The organism is Providencia sp. UF-183 (assembly GCF_058246155.1).
On sequence record NZ_JBSICD010000006.1, the window covers coordinates 125177 to 149513 of the forward strand.

A 24337-nucleotide genomic window follows, 5' to 3' on the forward strand; every position below is an offset into this window, starting at 1 on the left:
ATTTTTTGATAAAATTATTTCTGGCTCATATTCTCGCTTCCCCATCATTGGGTAATTTCGTTATACTAAAGCCATAAAAGCATTGCCAAGTTAGGCCATACTGCAAAAGGAGAAAATCATGAGCTCAGCTGAGAGCGAACCGCGCCTGTACCAGCAAGTAGCCGCACTGGTTAAAGAACGTATTGAAAATGATGAATACCCTGTTGGCACTAAACTCCCCGCAGAAAGGCTATTGGCAGACGAAATGAATGTCAGCCGCACTGTGATCCGCGAAGCCATTATTATGTTAGAAGTGGAAGGCTATGTGGATGTTCGGAAAGGCTCTGGTATACATGTTATCAGCAATCGGTCTAATAACTCTGTCAATACTGAGGGTGGCTTAGAGTTTAGCCGCTGTGGGCCGTTTGAATTATTGCAAGCGAGGCAGTTGATCGAAAGCCACATCGCGGAGTTTGCCGCGACTCAAGCCACCAAAGAAGATATTTTAAAACTGCTTGAAATTCAAAAAAATGCACGCAAAGAAGACCGTTTTCGTGATTCTGCGTGGGATCTGGCATTTCACATGCAAATTGCGGCTTCAACTCATAACAGCGCGATGGTAGTGATTGTCGAACAAATGTGGAGCCAACGGTTGCGTAACCCATATTGGTTAAAACTTCATGAGCACATCGATAACCGCTCGATTGAAAGCTGGTGTGATGAGCACGACCAAATCTTACAGGCATTAGCCCGTCGTGACCCAAAAGGCGCAAGGCAAGCCATGTGGCAGCACTTAGAAAACACCAAAAAAATGTTGTTTAACGCCACCAGTGATGACTTCGAATTTACGATGGATCGTTATTTCTTTGCGGATAGCCCACCGGTTGACCAAAAGGACTAGCTAGTCTTCATCATCCTCTGAAATTTGCTTTAATGCGGGAAGGTTTACTAAGACAATTTTCCCGTATTTTGCATCAATCCAGCCTAATTTTTCCCATGCTACCAATCGCTTATTGATGGTTTGGCGAGTGGTATTAATAATCGTCGCAAGGTCATCTTGAGTGAGGTATAAACTCAACTGAGTGCCTTTTTCATGGGGCTCTCCATAGCCTTCCGCTAAACTTAAGAGGCGTTTTGCCAGCCTTGCAGAAACCGAAAGCAGGGCGCTGTCATTGATAATCGTGAATGCATTGCGGATCACTTTACAGAGCAGAATATTTAAAAACTGATAGAAAACCGGGTATTTTTCCAAGATCTGAGAAAGATCTTTTGGGGAAATGGTCAGCAAGATTGTTGGGCTAATGGCTTTTGCATCGTGAGTGCGTGCTGATTTATCCAGCATGGCAATTTCGCCAAACCAGTTACCGGGGGAAAGGTAACGAAACACGCATTCACGCCCGTCAGTGGAGATAGAACTGACCTTTACTGAACCTTGGATGACGGCATACAACCCGCGAGCGGGGTCACCTTGGTAGTGAACCATTTCACTGTCATGATAAAAACGCAGCGTGGCGCACTCCATCAGAGCGCTACTCAAATAATCGGGTAAGTTACTGAACCAGCTATTGGTTTGTAAAACGTCTAGCACTTCAGCATGCGTCATAACCAACTGACTGTTTTGTACAGCAATGTTCATTTGAATGCTCCCTGCATGAGTCATAAGCCTTATCATGGCATTAGGTAGGGTTATGTTCAATCATGAACAACAGCAACAGGTAATTCAATGGGTTTGATCTAAAAATAGAAAATCCCGAGTCATCAATGATGACTCGGGAAGGTTTCACATCAAACGAAATTAGTCTTCAAATTTCTTTTCGATGCCGAGTTTTTTCAATGTAAGGATTAACAGGCCGCCGATAAAGGCAACTAAGGCAATGAAATACAAGCCAGCTCGCGCGGATTCAAAGGTGGTTTCTGCCCAGACTCTTAAGTTTGGTGCGACAAAACCGCCTAAGTTGCCCACTGAGTTAATTAAAGCGATACCCGATGCAGCCGCCGTTCCGCCTAAATAAGCAGACGGGAAGCTCCAGTACAGAGGTTGCATCGCTAAGTGACCCGCGGCTGCCACACACAGTGCAATGATGGCAATCACTGGAATGCTATCGAATAAGCCTGATACTGCAATCCCCGCAGCCCCTAACATAAAGGTAATGGCAGCGACTTTACGGCGCTCTTTTAAGCGCTCAGAAATACGTGGTACATAGTAAACTGCGATAGCGGCACACAGTGGTGGAATTGCGGTTACAAAGCCGACTAACACACCTACTTTACTACCTAATAATGTCGCGATTTGTGTTGGTAAGAAGAAATAAATACCGTATCCACATACTTGAACGGTGAACCAAATCAAGCACAGATACAGAACGCGCATATCTAGCAGGGCACTCAGCGCACCTTTCGGGCTGTGACCTTTTTTCGCGTCTTCTTCTAATGCAAGTTTCGCAGCAAGGGCATTTTTCTCGTCATCCGTTAGCCATTTGGCTTTTTCCGGGCGATCATCAAGGTAGAAGAATACCCAAATCCCGACGATGGAAGCTAATAAACCTTCCACAACGAACATTAACTGCCAGCCATATAACCCAAAGGCAAAGAATGAACCTTCTAGGGCCAGCAATGAACCTGATAATGGTCCGCCAATAATAAATGCGAGTGGTGCACCAAACAGGAAGTAGCCTGTGACTCGCGCACGGATGTTTTGTGGGAACCAGAAGGTTAAATATAAAATAACCCCAGGGAAGAAGCCGGCTTCACTGACACCGAGTAAAAAGCGTAAGACAATAAAGGTAGTTTCATCATGGGCAAACATCATTGCCGCAGAGATTAACCCCCATGTGACCATGATGCGCGATAGCCAAACGCGCGCACCAATGCGGTATAACAAGATATTACTCGGCACTTCAAATAATGCGTAACCGATAAAGAAAATCCCTGCGCCGAATGCATAAGCGGCGTCGCTTAACCCTGTTGTTAGCTGAAATTCTTGTTTAGCAAAGCCAATATTCGAGCGGTCCAAGTAAGCTAATATGAACATTAATACCACCATCGGTATTATTTTTCGTATCGCTTTGCTGGTTGCTGATGATAAGTGGTCAATATTGGTGGACATGGTTCACCCCAGTATTTTTATAAGGTAATGATGTTATCTATTCATTTTTATTACGTGTTTAGCCCACCACTGAAAAATCAGCAGAGTAGAGTATAGAGCTATTAAATAGGTAATTTAAATGAATAATTCTTGTTATTTATTTCCCTTTCCCTTGCTGTGAATAATTAAAATATCAGGAAAGGGATTTTTTATTATTTCACGTTAAATTTTGCTAATGCTTCTGGTTTTAACGTTGTGCCTGCGCCCGGTGCGGTTGGGGTGCTGTACACACCGTCAACCACTTCCACTGGGTCAACAAAGCAGTCCAGTGTCCATGGAATAAATTCCAATAATGAACAGGCAGGGTGCGCCATTACGAGATGCAATTGTGCCTGCATCATATCGCCATGGTGCGGTGTGACTGGCAGGTTAAATGCCATACCGAGGTCGGCAATTTCCCACACTGCGGTTAAGCCACCACAACGGGTTGCATCCGGTTGTAAGTAGTCAACTGCGCCAGCAAGTACAAATTCTTTAAATGAATCATTGTGATACAGTAACTCACCTAAAGCGATTGGCGTATCCATATAAGCCGCTAATTGCTTATGGCTCGCCACATCATCGTGCCACAGTGGTTCTTCAAACCATTTGATATTGAAATCATTCAAACGGTGGCCATATTGTTTAGCGATGCTGATATCCCATTTACCATTCGCATCAACCATTAAGTCAATATCGTCGCCGATTGCGTTGCGAACGGCTTCGATACGTTGTAAATCTTCCCGTGGGTCGGGTTTACCAATCTTCATCTTGATAGCTTTAAAGCCTTCTTCGAAGATCATTTTTTTACAGTCATCAACAAGGTCGTTTTGGCTACGCACTAACCAACCGCAGTCGGTGTTATACGCATTCACTTTATTGTGCTTTGAACCACCAAATAATTGCCACAGAGGCTGCTGCGCCGCTTTGGCTTTTAAATCCCACAGTGCGATATCAATGGCGGAGATTGCCATTTGCATTAACCCTCCACGTCCCACCCAAATATTGGTGGAGCTACGAGTGAGTTTACGGTGCAAATAACGCACTTCGTTCGGGTCTTCACCCAGTAACATAGGGCCAAATACATCTTCAATGATGGTGGTAATTAAACGGTCTGTTGTAATGTCTGCGTGCGTGCCAGTGTGGCCATAACCCACTAAACCGCACTCTGTTTTAATCATTACACCCGGCATTCCCCAGTGGGTAATACTATGGGTTGAATCGCCGATCAGGTCATTGGTGACCGGTACGTGCATGATAAAGGTGCTAATTTCTTTTATTTTCATTGCTATTCCCAGGTGTTGAAAAGTGTCTGAGAGCCAATCTAGCAGTGAGAATTGGAATTAACTGTCAAATGATTTACAGATTGTGCCGATGTACCGTTTTTTAATAATAAATATGAGCTAGATCTCTTTATTTTGTATGATAACTCATAAATAAATACTCAAATTGGTATAACAACTTAAGTTGACGCATTTAATTTGAAAGGGAAAAGTTTGAGGAGTTAATAATAGCAAGGCTAATTTATTGATTTTAATTAAAAATAAAAATTTTTATCAAGCTATAGGGTTAATTATTGAGTAGGTTTAGAATAATCGCGGTAAAACTCAGCGGGTGATGGATGACAAATGTGTAAACGATTTTTTTTACTGTTTTGCGTGTTACTGGTAAATTCAATTTCGCAATCGTTGGCGACCGAGATAAACAGCACCGATGATTGGAAACTTGCCGATATCCCGCCAAAATTAGTGCAGACCAAAGCGTCAGAAATTATCTTTTCACCAATTGCAGGTGAAATGCGAGCAGTTGCTGAGCTAAATGCAGATCACGGTTTTTACGCTTATTCCCCCGCAGGGGATTACTGTGCAATGCAATTTGGCAATGATTATGCTTTTGTGAAAACCTCATCTTTTACCAACAAAAAGCCTCGCTACGTGCCAGAAGTGGACCGATTGAATGATTTGCAGAACCCGATTTATGATTATTTGATCACCCACCAAAAAACCCCTGTTTACCGTACAACCGACAGCAATAGCCCGCAAATTGCCTCTTTATGGGATAACTTGCGCTACCCTGTTTTGGCTCGAATGATTAAAACAGATAAAACAGGGGAGAAAACTGCATGGCTAACCATTCGCCTTGGGGATCGTTTGGGATATGTTCAATTACAGGATGTGGCGTTGGATAAAGGCATTCCTATCTTAACCTACCACCATATTTTGCAAGATAGCGAAAATAAAAACTTCCGCAATACCTCGACGACGACATCCGTTGAGGCATTCAGTGAGCAAATGAATTACCTTAAAGAGGCGGGTTACCAAACATTGTCTCTAGAAGATGTGGAAGATTATTTGAATAAAACGGCCAATCTGCCGGGTAAAGCCGTGGTACTCACTTTTGATGATGGTTTGAAATCGGTTTACCGCTATGCGCTGCCCATTTTAAGGAAGAACCAGCAGCAAGCGACACTATTTGTGATTTCCTCACGGATTAAAACGCAACCACAAAAATGGTCGGCAGACTCGTTGCAATTTATGAGCAAGCAAGAGATTAAAAATAGCCAAGATGTTTTTAATATCCAGTCTCATACGCATTTTTTACACCGTTTAGACAACCACAACTCGCCTATTTTATTTAGCCGCAAAGAACACACGATCATGTTGGATTTTAAACGATCGATGAAGATTTTGAGTCACTTCGAGCCGGATCAACGTTACTTAGCTTACCCGTTTGGTGGCTATAACGCATCGGCGATGGAAGCCGCGAAAGAGGCAGGGTTACATATCGCGGTGACGACGATCCAAGGAAAAGTGAAACTAGGGGATAACCCATTTGCCTTAAAACGCTTATATGCGTTTCGTACCGACCCACTGGATAAATTTGCCCAAATGGTGGGTAACAGCGAGCAAAGCGTTGTGAACCAAAATATTATTGTTGATAAGTAGCCAGCTCTTCTTGACGCATTGGGTTTTCAAAACGAAAACTCAATGCTCATCTGCCTGTTTGCCTGATCCCATCTCTTTTAAAAAACGTTGTTGATAGACAAACAACTCTTTGGCACTAATGCAGTGGTAATCCATCGAAAATTGTTTCGCGGTTTGCTCAATAATTTTAGCCAGAGCAGGGTAATGACGATGATTCCAGTTGGGAAATAAGTGGTGAGTCAGGTGAAGGTTTAGCCCACCAAGCCAATAGGTTAACCAACGTGGTGTCGTTTGCCAGTCATAAGTGGTTGAAAATGTGTGGGTATAAAAGCCATGGGGCATGTTGCCTTCTTTGGGTGGGGTATAAAAAGTGGCTTTTGCCCAATGGGTACCAAGTATCAATACAACAAATATTAATGATGCAAACATTTGGCTGAGTATGTAGGTCAAGAGCAGCATGCCAAGGCTGATATCGTGCAAAACCATAGCGGGGATCACAATGGCTATCACCAAATGCAACAGTTTTGCCATGATAAACGCCAATATACCTTGTTGCCCTTGATGACGCATATGGGGGGCTACGCGGGTAAAATGGAACCTATCCATCCAATCAAAAAACCAAATAAGTGCAGGGAATGTCATTGCTGCAATCAATGGCCAATACAGGTGCTGGGCTCGCATAAAAGGATACCAGCGCTGGTAAGGGGTTTGGCGTAAGACAAAATTCTCTTCAATATCCAAGTCATAATGGCGAATATTGGTGTGAGCATGGTGAAAAATAATATGCCGCACGCGCCAACATTCAGGGTCTAAGCCAAGGGGGATGGTGACCCAAAAGTTGAGCCAGTAATTGGCTTTGGCGTGTTTAAAAATTGCATTGTGCGAGGCGTCGTGCACTAAATTAATCGCCAATAATAAGGCGAAGCAGATAAAACTGGGATAAAAAACAAAAAAGGCCCACGATGCATTGAGAAACAATGCCGCAAAATAGCTGCCTAAACAACATAATACCAATACGGCGCTTTTGGCATAAAAACATCCGTCAGCAAATCGGTGATCGGCATTATCATGCAAATATTGTTTAGCCGCCTTGTTCAAGGCTTTTTGGAAGTCTTGATCATGGCGGTGCTGGTAACTGAGAGGCCTAAGTGGCTTAAGCGACATTCGCCACCGCTATTGGTTTTCGGCCAATCCCAATTAGCATCAATAAGCTATGTAGCCATAATGCGCTGGTAAAAATGACCCAGAATGGTGTCGTCCATTGCCAAATAAATACCACGCAAATCAGCAATAAGCAGGCGATAAAAAACCAGCTCATTAGCCCTGATTTTCGCCCATCAGAAATCCCCGATAATGCCACGGTTCCTAAGGCTAACAGCACAAATAAAACCACCTGTTGCAGTGTCGTACCTTGGTAGCCATAGCCATAAAGGTAGACATAACCGATAACCAGCGTAAATAAGAGAAGCGTGCCTATTACCAGGGCTACTTGGTTGACGCGAAATAGCGGTGTCGGTTTTTGCGCTGGCTGACTAGCGCGTTTTATAATCCGCCAGAAAGGTAAGTTGCTGTCAATAAACGGGTTTTCAGAAGCTGGTGTCCCTTTAATACCAAAATGATGTTCAGTTTCAGGGAGTTTGGCAAACGTGCCGAACAGTTTATCCCAAAAAATAAAGCTTCCCGCAAAGTTACGATTGGAATAGTGCCCTTCTTTCACATGGTGAACACGGTGGTGCTGTGGCGTTACCATAAATTTTTCTAGCCAGCCTAAACGCGGGATCAGAGCACTGTGGTTAAAAAACTGGATGGTATAGTGCAAAATGGAGACGGTGAGAAAAACCTCTAGCGGGATCCCCATTAACGCCAATAACATAAAGAAAGGGATTGATGTGAGGGATGAATACCAAGAATTTCGCACCCCTAATGACAGGTTATAATGTTCCCCTTGATGGTGAACAACATGCACCGCCCACAATACTCGGTAGGTGTGGTGCAATCGATGCAGCCAGTAGAAGCCAAAGTCCCATGCTAAAATGGTAAAAATCCAGACTAACGCTGTTGGCCAGCTTTCGACAAGATTGAACGAGTAGTGAGTGACCACAAACCCATAGCAAAAAATCTCTAACCCTCTAAATAACCACAACATAATATGGCCAGAGTTCAGGTTAAAAACCAATTCTTGCCAGCTTACTGTGCCCTTTTGTGTTTTGGCGATCACTAAGCCTTCTGCGACAACGATCGCTAACATAAAAATAATGGGAAAGGTTAATTCATTCATGAGCGTTTTCTCTCTAAGCGGTATTTTGCGGCGTGGACAACCCACAGTGCGCAACAAGCCGTTACTGCTCCAGTGACAACATCAATAAATAAGTGGCGTTTTAGCACCAATACGGACACACAAATGGCGGTGGCCCATAAACAATAAAACAGTGTGCGGAATTTATATTTTACTGACCATAATGCATTCAGCACTACAAGAGTCAATGAGACATGTAGAGAAGGTAATAAATTTTGTGGGCTGTCGATATCGATTAATGCAGATAATGCATGACCAGAAAATGTCGTTAAATCATATTCGTGATACAGCATTGTGGTGGGGTACAGCAAATAAACTGCGCCTGAAACCAATGCGCATAATTGCATGGCGAACATTAATAAGCGGGCGCGCTCAATCGGGCTGCAAAAATAGCCGAGTGGGATAAATAAAAAGAACGACAGATAAAACCACACCGCATTCGGGGAAAATTGCACGGCGTTATCAATGGCGCTTGGGGTTAAAAAATTGGCATTCTCAACAATTTGCCCCGTGTAGTTGTACACAATGCCAACAGTTCCCCAGCCAATCAAACAATAGATTAAGCGAATGAATAAGACGTTGCTTTTCATTGGGGTTCCTTGCGGGTAATTCGGCGTTTTTTGATGGAAAGTGATTGCTCAATGGGTTCGGCTAATAATTCCCAATGTAACTGTTGAATATCCACTTGTTGATTGGCTAAGTAGCTTTCAAGTTGTTGATGACAATGAGCAAGTTCTTCTTCGCTGCACTCGGCTTGTAAGCACAGGTGATGACCTTGTTGGGTAAGCCGAAAATCAGCGGTGAGGGGCAAATGATTCACAATGACTCTTGCACAAGGGTCGGCAAAAATGGTGATTATATTACCTTGTTGATCAGGAAGTTGAAGTAAATCATCACAGCGGCCTTCAATACGTTCAATGGCAAGCTCTGGGGAGCCACAAGGGCAGGGAGCTTGCTTGATCACTAACACATCATCAAGTTGATAACGCACAATGGGTTGTGTTTGGCGAGTAAAATCGGTGATTATCGGTGAAAATCGCGTTTCATCTAGCCAATTTGGTTCAATATGCAGGAATGACTCATTTAAGTGCAACGTGCCGTGTGAGCAGGTACAACCTAAAAAGCCTTCTGTGGCTTGGTATACTTCACCCACTTGTGAAAAACAGCGCTTAAGCTTCTCTTTGTCCTGTTGTTCAAGGACTTCCGCCACTGAAATCACTTTATGGGTGGTTAGCTGGATTTGCTGGTGGATAATGGCATCGGCAATGGCACACAACACTTGCGCAGGCGCGACAATAATCGAGGGCTGATAGGCTTCAAGGGCGGCTAATTGCTGTTGAAAATCGGCAAAAAGGTCGTAAAACCGTAAGGATATCCAGCGGTTATTCACGCTTTCATATAAATTATTGTTGGCGCGAAGAAAGAGGGCTACCCGCTCACCGTGGAATAAACCATTGGGGAGCATTTTCGCTAACATACTGCCAGACCAAATATTTTGCTCCTGTGGACTCACCACAAATACGCCGCGCCGCCCCGATGTGCCAGAGGACAACCCAACGCTATAACGGCCCACTTTCGGCGCAAAATCTCGGGATTGCTCACTTTTTTGTGCACATTCGAGAAGTGTTTGGCTTGATAAGCCAGCGGTGTTCATTTGGTCAAAATTTTCCATCATGATGGGTTTATTCATGATGGGGAATTCATGTAGGGGGCGGTCGATATAGGCACGAAAATAAGGGCTTTTTGCCAGCGTTTTGCGTTTGAATTGAGCCAAGCGATTTTGTTGGTAATCCTCTAAATCTGCACGATTTTTGAATGACAAACGGCGTGCTCGCCAATAGTGCCAGAGCATCGACAAAATCACTGTAAATCACCCTCATGGCAAAGCTGAATAACAATGTTTTGCTTATCAATTTCATGCAATTTATTCAGCGTTTCATAATAGGCTTGTTTGTCATCCATGATGATATTAGCGATAGCCATCGGGCCACGTAATTCACGGTAATTGGTGGGTGACCATGCTGCATCCCCTGCAAGTAGTACCCATCCCGCATCCGTTAATACGCACAGGCCAATATGGCCTGCCGCATGGCCGGGTAGCGGTACGATCAATAAGCTTTTTGACTTATTCACAGCATAACCTTCACCCAGTATTTGTAATTCGCTGGGTAGGGCAACACGTTCAAAACCTTCATAAAATACGGTGCGTTGTTCAAAATCATCGGGTAATAAGCCGCTAACAAAGGCATTTTTGAGGGCAGCAAAACCTGTTAACGGGCGTGTTTTGGCCCAACCATCACCGGAACAAATAATTGGCATCTCAGGGAAGTCCCGCAGCCCTGCGATATGGTCACCGTGGAAATGGGATAAAATCACACCATGAATGTCTTTGGGTTTAAGGCCGTCGTTTGCGAGTTGGTTGATGAGCGCATCTTTGCTGTCGAAATAAACGGGGGTTACCGTGCGGTATAACCGCATGATGCCTTTGCGTGTATGGTCATAAAAATGGGTGGCATACCCCGTATCAAATAACCAGCGTTGCTGTTCATCTTCGATTAACCATGCTCGAGCAGGGAATTTGCAGGATTTAAAACTGGCACCTTTAAGGGCGACACAGCCAGGATGCGTGCAATACCCGACTTCATATTGGTGAATGGTTAGCATCAATTCTCCTGCTGTTTTAGCCAGTTAGCGGTTAAATGAATTCCTTGTTCCATGGAATATAACGGGTAATAACCTAATTCTTGTTGGGCTTTTTGGTTATCAAGGGTCATAGTGAAATAAGCGGCACCAAGGCTATAACGGGTGAGAAGAGGCTCTTTCCCTGTGAGATGCCCAATGCCCTCTAGCAACATAGCAATGCCATATAATAGCGGGTAAGGCGCGGAACGAATTTCACACTCGAGTTGAAGCTCATGGAAGAGCTGTTGCAACGTGTTTTTCAGTGCTTGTGGTTGCTGGTTGGTAATATTATATACGGCACCACTTAGTAGCCCTTCTTTATGGGTAGCAAGCTGCATACTGTGAACCACATTCCCCACATAGGTTAAGTCAAAATGGTTATTTCCCCCGTTAGGAAGTACTAACTTACCATGACGAGATTTAATTTGCGCCAGTAACCTTGGGAGTAACACTCGGTCATGGGGGCCAAATAATCCGCGCGGTCGTAACAGGGTATAGCGCGTGTTGGGGTATTGCTTAACACATTGTTGAATCGCAGTTTCTGCCAAATATTTTGTTTTCGCATATTGGTTGGCGAAACGAGTGTTTTGGGTGGTTTCTGCAATATCACGTTGATGACTGAAATTAAAATAAATGGCAGGGGTCGAAATATGGATAAAGCGCGTGATTCCTAGCTCCCCAGCCGCGGTGGCCAATATCCGCGTCGCATGAAGGTTAATATTTTCAAAGTCTTGGCGTTTGCCCCATGGCGAAGAGAGTGCGGCACAGTGCCAAATAGCATCACAGCCAGCCATCATCTCTTTGGCCTGTTGCAAAGAAAGTTCCGCCAGTTCACAAGGGATAAATTCAGCACCCAAGTTGATTAGTTGCTCTCCCGCTTGCGGATTTCGGCCACAAGCGACGACGTCACAACCTCTCCCCAGTAAGTACTCACTCGCGTTTCTGCCAAGGCCACTCGTGGCGCCTGTGACGAGAACCCTCATGGTACTAACACCATAGCGCACAGGGCTAACCCTGCGGCAGTGCCAATCAGCATCACATTTTGTTTTTCATAAAAACGGCCTGTGATAATCGCTTCGTGCAGAGCCGATGGAATCGAGGCCGCAACTTGGTTACCGCGGTGGCGATAAATATCAATGAGCTGGTCTGGCGTGACCCCAACACGTTGGCGCATATGTTCTAATGATAGATGGCTGGCTTGGTGAGGCACGACTGTATCAATTTGTTCGAGTTGTAAGTTTGACTCGGTGAAGACGCGCTGCATAAATTCTTCAATTAGGGCAGACGCCATGCGGAAAAGTTTTTTACCTTGCATGTGGAACAGAAAATCATCTTCTGTCATTCCCGAGCGCGGGTTTCTCCGTGTTCCGCCTGCACGAATTTCGCAAAAATCAATTCCCTCGACATGCGTAGTGTGAGTGTAGGAGAGAATACCACTGGTACCATCGCCTTTTTCAACGATCACACATGCTGCGCCATCACCAAAAATGAGGGATGATTCTTTATCCTGCCAGTCAATCCCGCGAGAAGCGATATCCGCAGAAACAATGGCAATGCGCTGGTATTGACTGGTCGCTAGCATACCCGCAGCCACTTGCAGCGCTGTAATAAAGCTAATGCAACTTGAATTGATATCAAAACAAGCAATGCCATCATTTAAATTTGATTGTTCAAGGACATGAGCCGCAGAACAAGGCAATGCTTGAACAGAGATCGCAGAGGCGTTAATTAGCATATCAATACTTTGTGGTAACAACCCATTTTGCTGTAATGCATTTTCAATGGCTTGCGCCGCAAGTTGCGCCTGTGAGTCAGTATGGTTTGCATGATAGCGATATTCGATACCTGAATGTTTCTCCACAAAGCCTTTTGTTTTATTGAGTTTTTCATCGAGCATTGAGGAGTAAATTTTATTTTCAGGCAAAGCAACGCCAGAAGCGATGATTTTAAGTGGAGCAATTGACCTGTTGCCGGACATATATAAAGTGCCTATCTAACCAAGATAACAACAATAAATATCAGAGTTCATTTATTTAATATATAGGAATTACGGAGTTATTCTTATAACTAGTGATTCATGGTTTTTTATGAATCAAATTGCGAAAAGTACTTTGCCATGCCTTCGGTAATGAAGTATGCCAAACGACATCTATTTGCCACTTTGCGGCCTCGCTGTGGTGGAGAGGTATAAAGTGGACACCCTCTTGCGAAATATATTTTGCGCTGTAAGGGACCAGACTTACACCGACTTTTGCGGCAACCAGCGCAATGAGTGTCTGAATATCCCTTGCTTCTTGTAAGGGCGTGATATGTAAGTCTTCTGATTGTAGGTAATGTTGAATTTGTTGATAAAGACCAAGGCCACGTTCTGCACGTAACATGAGTAGTGGATATTGCGTTAAATAATCCTGAATGGAATGATTTTTTGGATAGTCATTCGAAATCGCGAGAGCGAGTACCTCATTTTTTAAAGGCAGGCTAAACAGATTTTCGGTTGTAGATTGGCTGTCATGACGGGCAAAAGCGATATCAAGTTTATGTTCTTTTAGCTTTTCTCGCATCGAATGTGAGGGCATGTCGTCCAACACAATGGAAACATTTGGGAGTTTCTCGCGTAAGTGGGCAACAAATAGAGAGGCTTCTTGAAAAGTCGAAATACCAAAGCCGACATTTAGAACCTGAGGGGGCTTTTCATTGAGCGATGAGGCTTGGTTTAGTAACTCCTCCACATCATTTAAAACGTGTTTTGCACTCGGTAATAAGGCTAGGCCTTGCTCCGTGAGCTCTGCACCATGGCGTCCTCGTTCAAATAACCTTAAATCTAATTGATTTTCTAACAGCTTAATTTGCTTAGTCAAGGCAGGCTGACTAATGCATAAATGGATTGAGGCTTCTCGGTAGTTTTTCGTTTTTGCAAGGGCGATAAAGGCACGTAAAAGTCGAGTATCCATGTTTACCTCTTACATAAAATGATAAACGCTATAGTATCTATACAATGAATAAATCACTATAGCATTCACTATTTCACTGGCGTCTAATCTATTTTTTGATAAAAGGGGTTGATTGAGATGCGAAACGAACCTGATGAATATCTGTTTCGTAACCCAGAGCGGTGTTTAGTATCTGGTAGAGTTCAGGGCGCCGCCCCCTTAGCCAGCGTCGCCCATTGGAATCAGGGAGCAAGCTAAGGTCTAAATCAGCGACGATGATATCATCTTCAATTGCAGCTGTTTCTTGTATAACTCGACCATAAGGGTCAATTATCATGGCATTTCCGGTTCGAATCTCATCATCATCTCGACCAACACCATTACTAAACACATAAAAAACACCGTTATCATGAGCTCGAGATGGTAGCCAACGTAATAACCAGTTACGACCATTTTCCCCTTGAAAAGCATCAATTAACGCTTGAGGATCTCGTTGCCTGTTTTCCCATAAATTTAGAGGTATTCGTTTCATACCATATGGGCTACTGGAGTTTGTTCCGCCAGTTTGATGGGGAGCAAGAATGATATCTGCACCAAGCAATGCGGTAGCTCGTGGATTCTCAATTAAATTATTATCCCAACAAATCAATATGCCGACTTTTACACCCCAAGAAGTATCAAATACAGTGTAACTATCGCCACTGTGAATGACTGGGTGTTCAAAAGCGTGCAGCTTTCTATGAGCATGTAACTGCCCATCAGGCATGCAAGCCACCCAAGTATTATAGCATTTACCATCTAACCCTTTTTCGATTAACCCAACCCCGATAATCATGTCTAATTCAGTGGCACGTTGGCGAATAGGTGTTAATGAGGGGCTATCGTGTAAGGTTTCGCTGAGCTGATAGACTTCTTCTGCAGGGAGTTTAGGGACATGCCAATATCCCGTAATACACATTTCGGGTAAGACGAGTATTTTTACATTCTGCTGCGCAGCTTTGGTAATGAAGTTGTGGATGCAGGCTAGGTTATTATTTTTATCTCCCGCCTTATGTTGGAATTGTACTGTGGCAACACGAAGTAATGGTTGTGTTTTCATCATATCTCCTTAGTTAGGAGAAATAAGAACATGTTGCTTAGATAAAAAATAATGAGTTATTTTTCTTTTCAATAACCATTGGTTATCAAAGTGTGTTTCAGAGAAAAAATGGACTGCAATTGATGATTTCAGATAAAAAAAAAGTTGAGATGCATTATATTCTTCGAAAAAAAACCTCTTAATAGGTGAAATCTTCTTATATAATCGAAAGGTGAAAAAAGTAACCTATTGATTAATACTTAATTTTTTAACTAAAAAACCTCAAAATAGCATAATAGGCCGAAAAAGAACGTTGTATTTGCGCGATTGAATACTTAAATCTCCGCTAAACTGAAAGGGACAGGTGAGTCTTATGTTCTATTGAGGGGAGTGTTTTTACCTGCAAATTGGTCTAAACGTAAGTATAAGTAACTATTTTACACGTGATTTGTATTATCTTTACATAATTATTGTGTTTTATTTTTGTTAAGAATTATTTTTTTCTTAATTTCATTAATAATATTTATGCAATCGTTACATTTAGTAACAAATACAACTGTATGTTATTTAAGGGATATATTAATTTCTCTGCGTGACTAATTTTGATATAAGTTGCCTATTTAATGATATCGTTAACATTGCCATCTAAAAAGACGATAATATGCTATTTTTACACATTTTAAGTTAGTTTGCTGGTTCTGATATCAATTTCATATATATCGCACTCGTTTAATGTGTTAATAAAAATTCTTATACCTACCTTATGAGTAACTCTTAAAAACGAAAAAACCATTCTAAGTGGTTTTTTTGGTATATAATAAAATAATGTAAATAAAAAATTAATTTACGCATATTTTTTGTAAAAATGCTTATTAATCAATACCTCAATAATAGATAATAAATAATTGGAAGCTAATTGCGTTAAATATAAATAGATTGCCATTTATCTATATTACCATCAATAGTGGTAATATAGGTTTATTTAAAATGAATCAAACAGTTAGTTATTATTTCATGCTGTCGATAATAATTTAAATTACAATTTAATTTGATGGTTTTGAGTTATTAACTAATTAAAACTGAATTGCTTTAATTTTGATAGGTTTGGTTGACTTTAATCTATTTTATTGATCGTTAGAAACAGTTTTACTTTTATATCTTGAAAATTATAATTAACTCAAATTTCGTGTTTTCATTGATTAGCTATATTTTAATTTTCATTCGGAAAGATAAATTTTGATATGCTAAAGGTTTTTGATCTGTTATATAGTTTAGCCGTTTAACATTTTACGTTTTTTTTGGGCTATAGTTGATGATAAATGTAAATCGTATCGTAGGTAGAGAAATAAGGAAAAGAAGAAAGCATTTAGGGCTTTCAGGTATTGAACTCGCGAATCTTGTTGGAGTGAGTCAGCAACAGATCTCTCGTTATGAAAGAGGCGAGTGCAATATTAATATCGAAAATTTACATGTTCTAGCTAATGCACTAGAAACAGAAATGGTTTGCTTTTTTATTGATGATGTATTCTTAAGTAAAGAAAATATTTAAAATAAAACTATTAAGAATAATCTAATTACCAATGTAAAAATCAATTCATTAATATAATAAATGAAATAAAAAATTAAATAGCTATTTATTTTAAATAATAGAATGGCTGTTTTTATTACATTATCAGCAAAAAATATCAACTTAATAATTATATTAATTATTAAGTGATTGGTACATCTGTCGTCTTTTTATAGGAAAATATAAATGAAATTAACTAAAATTGCATTAGCTACAATTATCGCGTCTTCATTTGGTATTGCACATGCAGCACCTGTAGACCAAGGTAGTGGTGTTATCAACTTTACTGGTAAAGTTATCAATGCACCTTGCACACTTCCAGGTGATGGTACAATTAACGTTGACCTCGGCCAAGTTGCTAATAAAGTATTAGAAACGGGTAATAAATTTAGCCAAAGCGTTCAATATAATATCCAATTAGAAAACTGTGATTTAGGTGAAGTTAAAGATGCTTCAGACACAGTTATTTTCCCAGCAGTTAGCAAAGTTAAAGTGACTTTCACAGGTACGCCAGATACAACTGCAAAAGAACTGTTAGCAAACACAGGTACTTCTAAAGGTGTTGGTGTTCGTTTGATCAATGCTGATGGCGCAACAATGAAAGTTGGTGATACAAGCGTTGAAATGCCATTAGCTGACGGCCCTAATAAATTAGCATTCAGTGCACGTGTAGAAGCAAATGGTAACAAAGTAGAAACTGGTAGCATTATTTCTCAAGCGACTTACGCTTTAAATTACCTCTAATCTACACCTTAAATAACAGGCATGTTATTGCCTGTTATTTCCCCTTTTATTTTGATTTTTTATCTTTTTGACAGGGAATACCATGTCTTTATTGCCTCAGTTTAAAATGAATAAAATATTATTTTCTATTGTTTTGGCATTCTCTTTTTCAGGAATGACCAATGCAGTCGAATTTAATATGAATATTATTGATGCAAAGGACAGAGATAATATTGATTTAAGTCAGTTTTCAAATCCTGATTTTATCCCTGCGGGCGAATATCTTACCGATATTACACTGAATGGTAGAAAATTAGCGGGTCAACATTTAATTAAATTTATTGAAGAGAGTAAAGATAATTCAACACTCTGTGTTACGCCAGAGATGGTCACGCTTTTTGCATTAAAAAAGAAAGTTCAGGAAGAACTTCTGCAAAATAATAATAACCAGTGTGTTGAACTATCTAAAAAATTAGATATTCACTATCGATTCGATAAAGAGAATCAGAATATCTTATTTTCTATTCCTCAAGCTTGGTTAGAATATGACGATCCGTACTGGGTTCCACCATCCCAATGGGAAAATGGAATTGCAGGCGCATTTCTCGACTACAACCTGTTTTTAAATTACACCTCTCCTAAAAATACCAGTGAAACGTTCAGTGGTAGCAGTAATGGTACGGCAGGCGTGAACTTAGGGGCTTGGCGTTTCCGTGCGGATTATCAGTATCAATACAATCGTTCTCAAGGAAAAACAAATGAGCGGTTTGATTGGACTCAGCTTTATGCATTTCGCGCATTACCTGAAATGGGCGCTAAAGTTTTATTTGGTGAATCTTATTTAAAAACAGATTTGTTTGATAGTTTCCGTTTTATTGGGGCATCATTATTTAGTGATAATCGCATGCTTCCTCCCTCATTACGTGGTTATGCACCACAGGTGACAGGGATTGCCAAAACTAATGCGATGGTGATTATTTCCCAAAATGGGCGTGTGATTAAACAAGCTAAAGTGGCACCGGGTCCCTTTAATATTCAAGATATTACAGAGGCGGTGCAAGGTACGTTAGACGTTACCATCGAGGAAGAAGATGGCTCAAAAACGACTTACCAAGTAACGGCGGCCTCGTTGCCATTTTTAACACGCCAAGGTCAGCTCCTTTATAAATTAACGATGGGGCAGTCGGACCCGTTTGGGCGTTCTCAGAAAGTCGAACCACGGTTTATTGCGGGTGAATTATCTTATGGGTTATTTGGCAATACCTCCATTTTTGGCGGGTTAATTGCCACTGTCGACAATAATAATTATCAAGCCGTCAACCTGGGAATTGGGCAAAATATGAATGTGTTTGGGGCAATATCGCTGGATATTACACGTACCCATGCAGATTTAGATCATTTTGGTTCTTATTCAGGGAACAGTTATCGTCTGAATTATTCGAAACGTTTCGAATCCACGAATTCACAAGTTACTTTTGCGGGCTATAAATTCTCTGAAAAAGAATTCTTAACCATGCCGCAATATATTGATGCTGCCAATGGGATTCTTGATTTTAGGCGTGATAAGAACGTGTATACCGCCTCTTTTAATCAATACATCAGCCCATTGGATTTAACTGTTTATTTTAATGCTTCTCACCACCAATTTTGGAACAGCGAGTCGACAACCAACTTTGGCATGAGCCTGAGTAAATTGTTTAGTGTTGGGCGGCTTAAAAATATCTCAGGGACATTGTCTCTCAATAAAATTAAATACGAAGAAACAGATGACAACCAAATTTATCTGTCATTCTCAATTCCATTAGAAAATGGCGGGTCAGTAAGCTATGACGCCCAATATGCAGATAACGACCATAACTTCGGGCAATCCGTCGCCTATTACAGCCCGAATGAGCAAAACAATTACTGGAGTATGCGTGTAGGGGGGGATCAGCATGAGCTTGGCCGTGCAGAACCCAATATTAGTGGTAGCTATCAACGTTCATCTGCGTATGGCGTATTAAACGTTAATGCAACGGAAAATGTGAATAATTATCGTGCATTTGGTGGTAGCTGGTATGGCTCTATGACAGCCACTAAATATGGCGCTGCGATTCACCGCAACGGCACAAATAATGAACCGCGCGTCATGATTGATAGCGATAACGTTGCGGGTATTTCGATTGATAATGGTGAGTCTGTCACTAACCGCTTCGGTATTGGTGTGGCAACAAGCCTGAACAGTTTTTCAAATTCAGATGTGTACATTGATATGAATACGCTGCCTGATGATGTTGATGTGAATGACAACATTATAGGGAAAACGTTAACGGAAGGTTCAATTGGTTACCAAAAAATAAAAGCGAACCAAGGAAAACGTATTTTAGCTGTAATTCGTTTGAGTAATGGTAATTATCCTCCTCTGGGAACGAGTGTCATCGAAGTGAATACCGGTAGGGAGGTCGGCATTATCGCGGACAGTGGTGTTGTTTATTTGACTGGGGTGGATCCAGATGAAAACTACATTGTTAAGTGGGCAAGTGGTGCAAATCAATGTCGCTTGAACTTACCGAATATGACTGAAAAAAATCAAGGTAAAGTCTTGATCCCTTGCCAATAAGGAATGATGTATGAGTAAAAAGTATGTAGTTGCTCTCGGGCTTTCATTAATCTTTGGCGGCATACAAGTTGCCACTGCAGCAATCAATATTGACCGCACCCGTATTATTTTTCCGGGCAAAGATAAATCCATTAGCTTAGTGATTAATAACCAAAGTAAAACCATGCCGTATTTAGCGCAATCATGGATGGAAGATGCTAAGGGGAACAAGGTTTCAGAACCTTTTACCGTTCTGCCCCCAATGCAACGTGTTGAGCCGAATGCAAAAAATCAAATTAAAATCATTAAAACTGAAGGGATTGATGCACTGCCCCAAGACAGAGAATCGTTGTTTTACCTAAATGTACGTGAAATACCCCCTGTTTCAGATAAAGAAAATGTGGTGCAAATTGCGATTCAGAGCCGTTTAAAAATGTTTTATCGCCCAGCTCAAATTGAAAATAACAGCGATAAAGTGTGGGCGAAAGAGTTGAAGTTTACGCATTCTGGCGGTCAGTTATTGATTGAAAACCCAACGAAATACTACGTTACATTGGGTTATTTAAGTAACAACAATAAGAATAACTTTCCAGGTTTTGAGAGTGTCATGGTAGCGCCATTATCAAAAGAAAGTGTTTCTGTACCAAGTGCCAGTTTTAGCCAGCTTTACGCCGGATATATGGATGACTACGGCGGAATGAAAATGTTGACTTATCAGTGCGCTGCATCGATATGCCAGCTATCAAAAGAAAACCAATAGGATTTTAGAGATGAGAAATTGTTGCTTTTCAATCGGTTTTTTCATGCTATCCCTGCTTGGGAGTCATGCATATGCAGACAGTAGCATGATGCGAGGCGATCTCAATTTTACCGGCAACGTAGTAGCTTTGCCTTGTAAAATCACGCTTTCCTCGATTGATCAAAATATTGAATTGGGGCCAATTTCTCTTAATTATTTCAATGAGATCGGGGATAGAAGCCCTAAACATGAGATCAAACTGAAATTTGATGACTGTATTTTCCCAAAACGCGATCGTGATGACCGCGATCCTGTCGTTAGGATCATGTTTATTTCAGAACCAACGGCGAGCACAGATCGTAATTTATTTGGTGGAAAAACGATTTTAAATGGTTATGGCATTCGCTTATTGGATAAACAAGGCAATACGATACCGAATGGTGAGTACCGTAACTACCCCGTTTATTTCGATGATAATCAACAGATTGTGATCTACTCCATGTTGGAAAGTTATCGTGCAAGAAGTGAATTAACCGTGGGTAATATTAAAACGCAAATTACCTTAAATATTACCTATATATAAAGGTGTATAAACCATGATACACAAATTTATTAAGCAGTATGGGTTCTACTTTTTATTCTTATTTATTTTTATCAGCCCAAAGACTTTTGCATTAGATTGCGTTGAAAAGGGGACGGGAGTTGTGATTAAACCTCCTGTTCCAGTTGGGCAACTTGCTATACCCGCGGATACCCCAGCAGGAACCATTATTTGGCAATCAGACCCGATGACCGTAACAGTATATTGCGATAACGTATTGGGAAATATGGTGGACGTTGTTCATATGTATTTTAACCCGACGTCACAAAAATTAGGGACCGGCTTGCTACTTGGTGCGAATTATCAAGGTGAACAACTTGAACGCAACCAGCAAAAAGTGAATTTAGGCACGCCCCCGATTAGCGGTAAGCAAAATGTGACCGTGACTGTGACGTTTAATTTATACATTAAAGTGACAGGGGTGGTTCCACCTTCGGGTAACTATTTGGGCGATAATCAATTTACCGTTTTCCAATTTGATGGGAGCGGGGGGATTAATACCACGCCAGGAGCTAAAAACCTACGTTACTCTATTTCAGGGCTTCAAGGGATCCGCTTTTTAAAATGCGGTGCGGACATCAAGGTTTTCCCTGAATCTCAACAAATAGACTTTGGTCAATTGATGATCACAGATCTTAACCAAGGCAAAGAATTTAAAAAAGACTTTCAAATTCAAGCTGTAAAAAGAGGCTGCTTGGATAATTTCTCAATGAATATCAATTTTGAAACAACGGATCCATTAAATGGTGAGTATGCGATTGATTTAAAAAATGGTATGAACCTGACGATCAAAGACGATAAAAGTAATAATATGAAGTTTAATTACTTCCAGTTTTTCGGTAGTTTACCGCAAGGAAGTACATCAGTAACGCGTGATTACAGTGCAACAGTGAAGAAAACAGGCTCAGTAAAAACGGGTGGTTTTAATGCCTCAACAATTGTTCGAATTAACTATTATTGATAAAACTGGTGAATAAAAAAGAGCAGGCATATTGCCTGCTCTTTTACTTACACTACTTATTGACGACACAAGCTAACCGAGGTTAGCGCATTCCGTTGGCATAGTGCGACGAGTCTATTTTACACACTTTTGGCAGTTTGTATTCTGAACTTGTTCAAAGAAATTATTTCCTTTGTCATCAACAAGGATAAAGGCAGGTAGGCCTTCAACTTCCATTTTCCAAATCGCTTCCATACCCAATTCTGGATATTCTAAACAATTCAAACTCTTAACATACTCTTGTGCTAAAATTGCCGCCGAGCCCCCGATGCTCCCTAAATAGAAACCACCGTGTTTTTTACACGCGTCGGTCACTGCTTGAGTACGGTTCCCTTTAGCGAGCATTATCATGCTACCGCCGTGGGATTGGAACAGATCAACGTAAGGGTCCATACGGTTACCCGTTGTTGGGCCTAACGAGCCAGATACCATATCTTCAGGCTTCTTGGCCGGTCCTGCGTAATACACCATATGGTCTTTGAAGTATTGTGGTAATTCTTCGCCGTTATCTAAACGCTCTTTGAGCTTGGTGTGTGCAATATCACGGGCGATAATCAGTGGGCCACTGAGGGAAACACGAGTCGACACTGGGTGTTTGCTCAGCTCAGCCAAAACATCTTTCATCGGGCGGTTGAGGTCAATATGAACCACTTTGCCTTCAGCTTGGGTACGCATAGATTCAGGGATATATTGCGCTGGATTATGCTCCATTTTCTCCAGCCATAAACCCTCTTTGGTGATTTTGGCCTTGATATTACGGTCAGCAGAACACGAAATAGCTAAACCGATAGGGCAAGATGCGCCATGGCGAGGTAAGCGTACAACGCGGACATCGTGAGCAAAATATTTACCACCAAACTGCGCACCAAAGCCAAGATGACGTGAAGCTTCTAATAACTCATTTTCTAGCTCGATATCACGGAAAGCCCGGCCATATTCATTACCAGTAGTTGGTAAATTATCGTAGTATTTAGCTGAGGCTAGTTTTGCTGTTTTCAACGTTGTTTCCGCTGAAGTTCCACCAATAACAAAAGCAATATGATAAGGCGGACAAGCCGTTGTTCCCAGATTGCGCATTTTCTCAATTAAGAAATTTTTCAATTTAGCTGGGGTTAACGTCGCTTTTGTTTCTTGATAAAGCGCGGATTTATTCGCAGAACCGCCGCCTTTATTGACGAACAGGAAATGATATTCATCGCCTTTGGTGGCAAAAATATCAAACTGTGCTGGTAGGTTAGTGCCCGTATTCACTTCGTTAAACATATCTAACGGGGCATTTTGAGAAAAACGCAGGTTTTCGTGTTGGAAGACGTTATAAATTCCGCGAGAAAGGTACTCTTCGTCATCACAATCTGTCCAAACTTGTTGACCTTTTTTCCCAACTACCGCAACGGTTCCGGTATCTTGGCAATTTGGTAAAATGCCTTTTGCCGAAATTTCAGCATTACGTAACAACTGAAGTGCCACGTATTTATCATTTTCGCTGGCTTCTGGGTCATGCAAGATAGCCGCAACTTGTTTTTGGTGTGCGGCTCTTAAGAAAAACTGTGATTCATAAATTGCACGCTCGGCAAGCAGTGTTAATGCTTCGGGTTCAACTTTTAAAATTGGTTTTCCTGCGAATTGCTCGACAGAAACATATTTATTAGAAACGTGGGTATATTCAGTTTTATCCTCAGATAGAGGATAAGGTTCTTGATAAAAAAACTCTTTATTAGCCATTTTGCTCACTCACATATTAATTTCAGTGGAATATCCAAAAATAATCACCCGTAGGCTTATGCTTATTCTTTAATAAATTCAGTACAAAGGAACAAAGTAAAATTTATAAGTGTAATAATGAAACAAAAACTACAAAAGAAATCACGAAAAGTAACAATTTAGGCTGAAATTATACCAATTTGACCATTATATTCAAAGGGATGCGATCGATAATATGATGTTGGTTAAAGTTATCGAGAGAAAAACTACTTCACGATAAAAATTAGATGCAAATCACATAAAATTATATTTAATGATGTTTTTATTTTTGCCATTGTAATTATGAACTATTTACTTTTTAAGTATCTCATGACGATAAATTGCTTTTTAAGCTATTTGAGTAAGTTTAAACGAT

At 41.1% G+C, this 24337-nt stretch carries 21 protein-coding genes; 8 read left to right on the forward strand and 13 right to left on the reverse strand.

Annotated elements, in window-relative coordinates; translation table 11 throughout:
• The first annotated feature begins 118 nt into the window (after positions 1-118).
• Positions 119-880 carry a transcriptional regulator ExuR gene (gene exuR, locus AC4IFT_RS07555; protein WP_490734319.1) on the forward strand — a complete coding sequence of 254 codons (762 nt, stop codon included), beginning with the start codon at positions 119-121 and terminating at the stop codon, positions 878-880.
• Here the strand turns inward: exuR and AC4IFT_RS07560 are convergent, their stop codons facing one another.
• From AC4IFT_RS07560 to AC4IFT_RS07570, 3 genes are all read right to left on the reverse strand, one after another.
• Positions 881-1615, reverse strand: coding sequence for a Crp/Fnr family transcriptional regulator (locus tag AC4IFT_RS07560; RefSeq protein WP_490734321.1), 735 nt, complete (start codon positions 1613-1615; stop codon positions 881-883).
• Positions 1616-1774: 159 nt separating this feature from the next.
• The gene (locus AC4IFT_RS07565) at positions 1775-3085 is read right to left on the reverse strand and encodes an MFS transporter (RefSeq protein WP_490734323.1); all 1311 of its coding nucleotides are present in this window, start codon (positions 3083-3085) and stop codon (positions 1775-1777) included.
• A gap of 191 nt (positions 3086-3276) precedes the next feature.
• On the reverse strand, positions 3277-4389 hold the full coding sequence (locus AC4IFT_RS07570; RefSeq protein WP_353242648.1) for a mandelate racemase/muconate lactonizing enzyme family protein: 1113 nt from the start codon (positions 4387-4389) through the stop codon (positions 3277-3279).
• 342 nt (positions 4390-4731) lie between these two features.
• Between AC4IFT_RS07570 and AC4IFT_RS07575 the strand changes: the two genes are divergently transcribed.
• On the forward strand, positions 4732-6048 hold the full coding sequence (locus AC4IFT_RS07575; RefSeq protein WP_490750998.1) for a polysaccharide deacetylase family protein: 1317 nt from the start codon (positions 4732-4734) through the stop codon (positions 6046-6048).
• Between the two features lie 39 nt (positions 6049-6087).
• On the opposite strand, the gene AC4IFT_RS07580 is transcribed toward AC4IFT_RS07575, so the two are convergent.
• From AC4IFT_RS07580 to AC4IFT_RS07620, 9 genes are all read right to left on the reverse strand, one after another.
• A complete protein-coding gene (locus AC4IFT_RS07580) occupies positions 6088-7191 on the reverse strand; it encodes a fatty acid desaturase family protein (RefSeq protein ID WP_490750999.1) in 1104 nt (367 codons plus the stop codon).
• Positions 7181-8305, reverse strand: coding sequence for a sterol desaturase family protein (locus tag AC4IFT_RS07585; protein ID WP_490751000.1), 1125 nt, complete (start codon positions 8303-8305; stop codon positions 7181-7183). The genes AC4IFT_RS07580 and AC4IFT_RS07585 overlap by 11 nt, the downstream gene beginning before the upstream one ends.
• Positions 8302-8913: a phosphatase PAP2 family protein gene (locus tag AC4IFT_RS07590; protein WP_490751001.1), complete on the reverse strand. Its 612-nt coding sequence runs from the start codon at positions 8911-8913 to the stop codon at positions 8302-8304. Before AC4IFT_RS07590 ends, AC4IFT_RS07585 begins: the two co-directional genes overlap by 4 nt.
• On the reverse strand, positions 8910-10175 hold the full coding sequence (locus AC4IFT_RS07595; protein WP_490751062.1) for a F390 synthetase-related protein: 1266 nt from the start codon (positions 10173-10175) through the stop codon (positions 8910-8912). Before AC4IFT_RS07595 ends, AC4IFT_RS07590 begins: the two co-directional genes overlap by 4 nt.
• An 8-nt stretch (positions 10176-10183) precedes the next feature.
• Positions 10184-10987 carry an MBL fold metallo-hydrolase gene (locus AC4IFT_RS07600; protein WP_490734333.1) on the reverse strand — a complete coding sequence of 268 codons (804 nt, stop codon included), beginning with the start codon at positions 10985-10987 and terminating at the stop codon, positions 10184-10186.
• Complete coding sequence (locus AC4IFT_RS07605) at positions 10987-11988, reverse strand: NAD-dependent epimerase/dehydratase family protein (RefSeq protein WP_490734335.1); 1002 nt, start codon at positions 11986-11988, stop codon at positions 10987-10989. Before AC4IFT_RS07605 ends, AC4IFT_RS07600 begins: the two co-directional genes overlap by 1 nt.
• Positions 11985-12983 (reverse strand): 3-oxoacyl-[acyl-carrier-protein] synthase III C-terminal domain-containing protein, encoded by a 999-nt coding sequence (locus AC4IFT_RS07610; protein ID WP_490751002.1) that lies wholly within the window; start codon positions 12981-12983, stop codon positions 11985-11987. The genes AC4IFT_RS07605 and AC4IFT_RS07610 overlap by 4 nt, the downstream gene beginning before the upstream one ends.
• Before the next feature lie 97 nt (positions 12984-13080).
• On the reverse strand, positions 13081-13956 hold the full coding sequence (locus tag AC4IFT_RS07615) for a LysR family transcriptional regulator (RefSeq protein WP_490751003.1): 876 nt from the start codon (positions 13954-13956) through the stop codon (positions 13081-13083).
• Positions 13957-14044: 88 nt separating this feature from the next.
• Positions 14045-15034 carry a nitrilase family protein gene (locus AC4IFT_RS07620; protein WP_490751004.1) on the reverse strand — a complete coding sequence of 330 codons (990 nt, stop codon included), beginning with the start codon at positions 15032-15034 and terminating at the stop codon, positions 14045-14047.
• A 1291-nt stretch (positions 15035-16325) separates the two neighbouring features.
• On the opposite strand from AC4IFT_RS07620, the gene AC4IFT_RS07625 reads away from it, so the two are divergent.
• The 6 genes from AC4IFT_RS07625 to AC4IFT_RS07650 all read left to right on the forward strand — a co-directional run bounded on the left by AC4IFT_RS07625 (position 16326) and on the right by AC4IFT_RS07650 (position 22182).
• Positions 16326-16562 carry a helix-turn-helix domain-containing protein gene (locus AC4IFT_RS07625; protein ID WP_490734343.1) on the forward strand — a complete coding sequence of 79 codons (237 nt, stop codon included), beginning with the start codon at positions 16326-16328 and terminating at the stop codon, positions 16560-16562.
• A 204-nt stretch (positions 16563-16766) separates the two neighbouring features.
• Positions 16767-17324, forward strand: a complete 558-nt coding sequence (locus AC4IFT_RS07630; RefSeq protein WP_490734345.1) for a fimbrial protein — start codon at positions 16767-16769, stop codon at positions 17322-17324.
• 82 nt (positions 17325-17406) lie between these two features.
• Positions 17407-19902 carry a fimbria/pilus outer membrane usher protein gene (locus AC4IFT_RS07635; protein WP_490751005.1) on the forward strand — a complete coding sequence of 832 codons (2496 nt, stop codon included), beginning with the start codon at positions 17407-17409 and terminating at the stop codon, positions 19900-19902.
• Positions 19903-19912: 10 nt separating this feature from the next.
• Positions 19913-20641, forward strand: coding sequence for a fimbrial biogenesis chaperone (locus tag AC4IFT_RS07640; RefSeq protein WP_490734350.1), 729 nt, complete (start codon positions 19913-19915; stop codon positions 20639-20641).
• A 10-nt stretch (positions 20642-20651) separates the two neighbouring features.
• The gene (locus AC4IFT_RS07645; protein WP_490734352.1) at positions 20652-21203 is read left to right on the forward strand and encodes a fimbrial protein; all 552 of its coding nucleotides are present in this window, start codon (positions 20652-20654) and stop codon (positions 21201-21203) included.
• A 13-nt stretch (positions 21204-21216) separates the two neighbouring features.
• Positions 21217-22182, forward strand: coding sequence for a fimbrial protein (locus AC4IFT_RS07650; protein WP_490734354.1), 966 nt, complete (start codon positions 21217-21219; stop codon positions 22180-22182).
• Positions 22183-22296: 114 nt separating this feature from the next.
• Here the strand turns inward: AC4IFT_RS07650 and AC4IFT_RS07655 are convergent, their stop codons facing one another.
• On the reverse strand, positions 22297-23943 hold the full coding sequence (locus AC4IFT_RS07655) for a fumarate hydratase (protein WP_490751006.1): 1647 nt from the start codon (positions 23941-23943) through the stop codon (positions 22297-22299).
• Positions 23944-24337 lie beyond the last annotated feature (394 nt).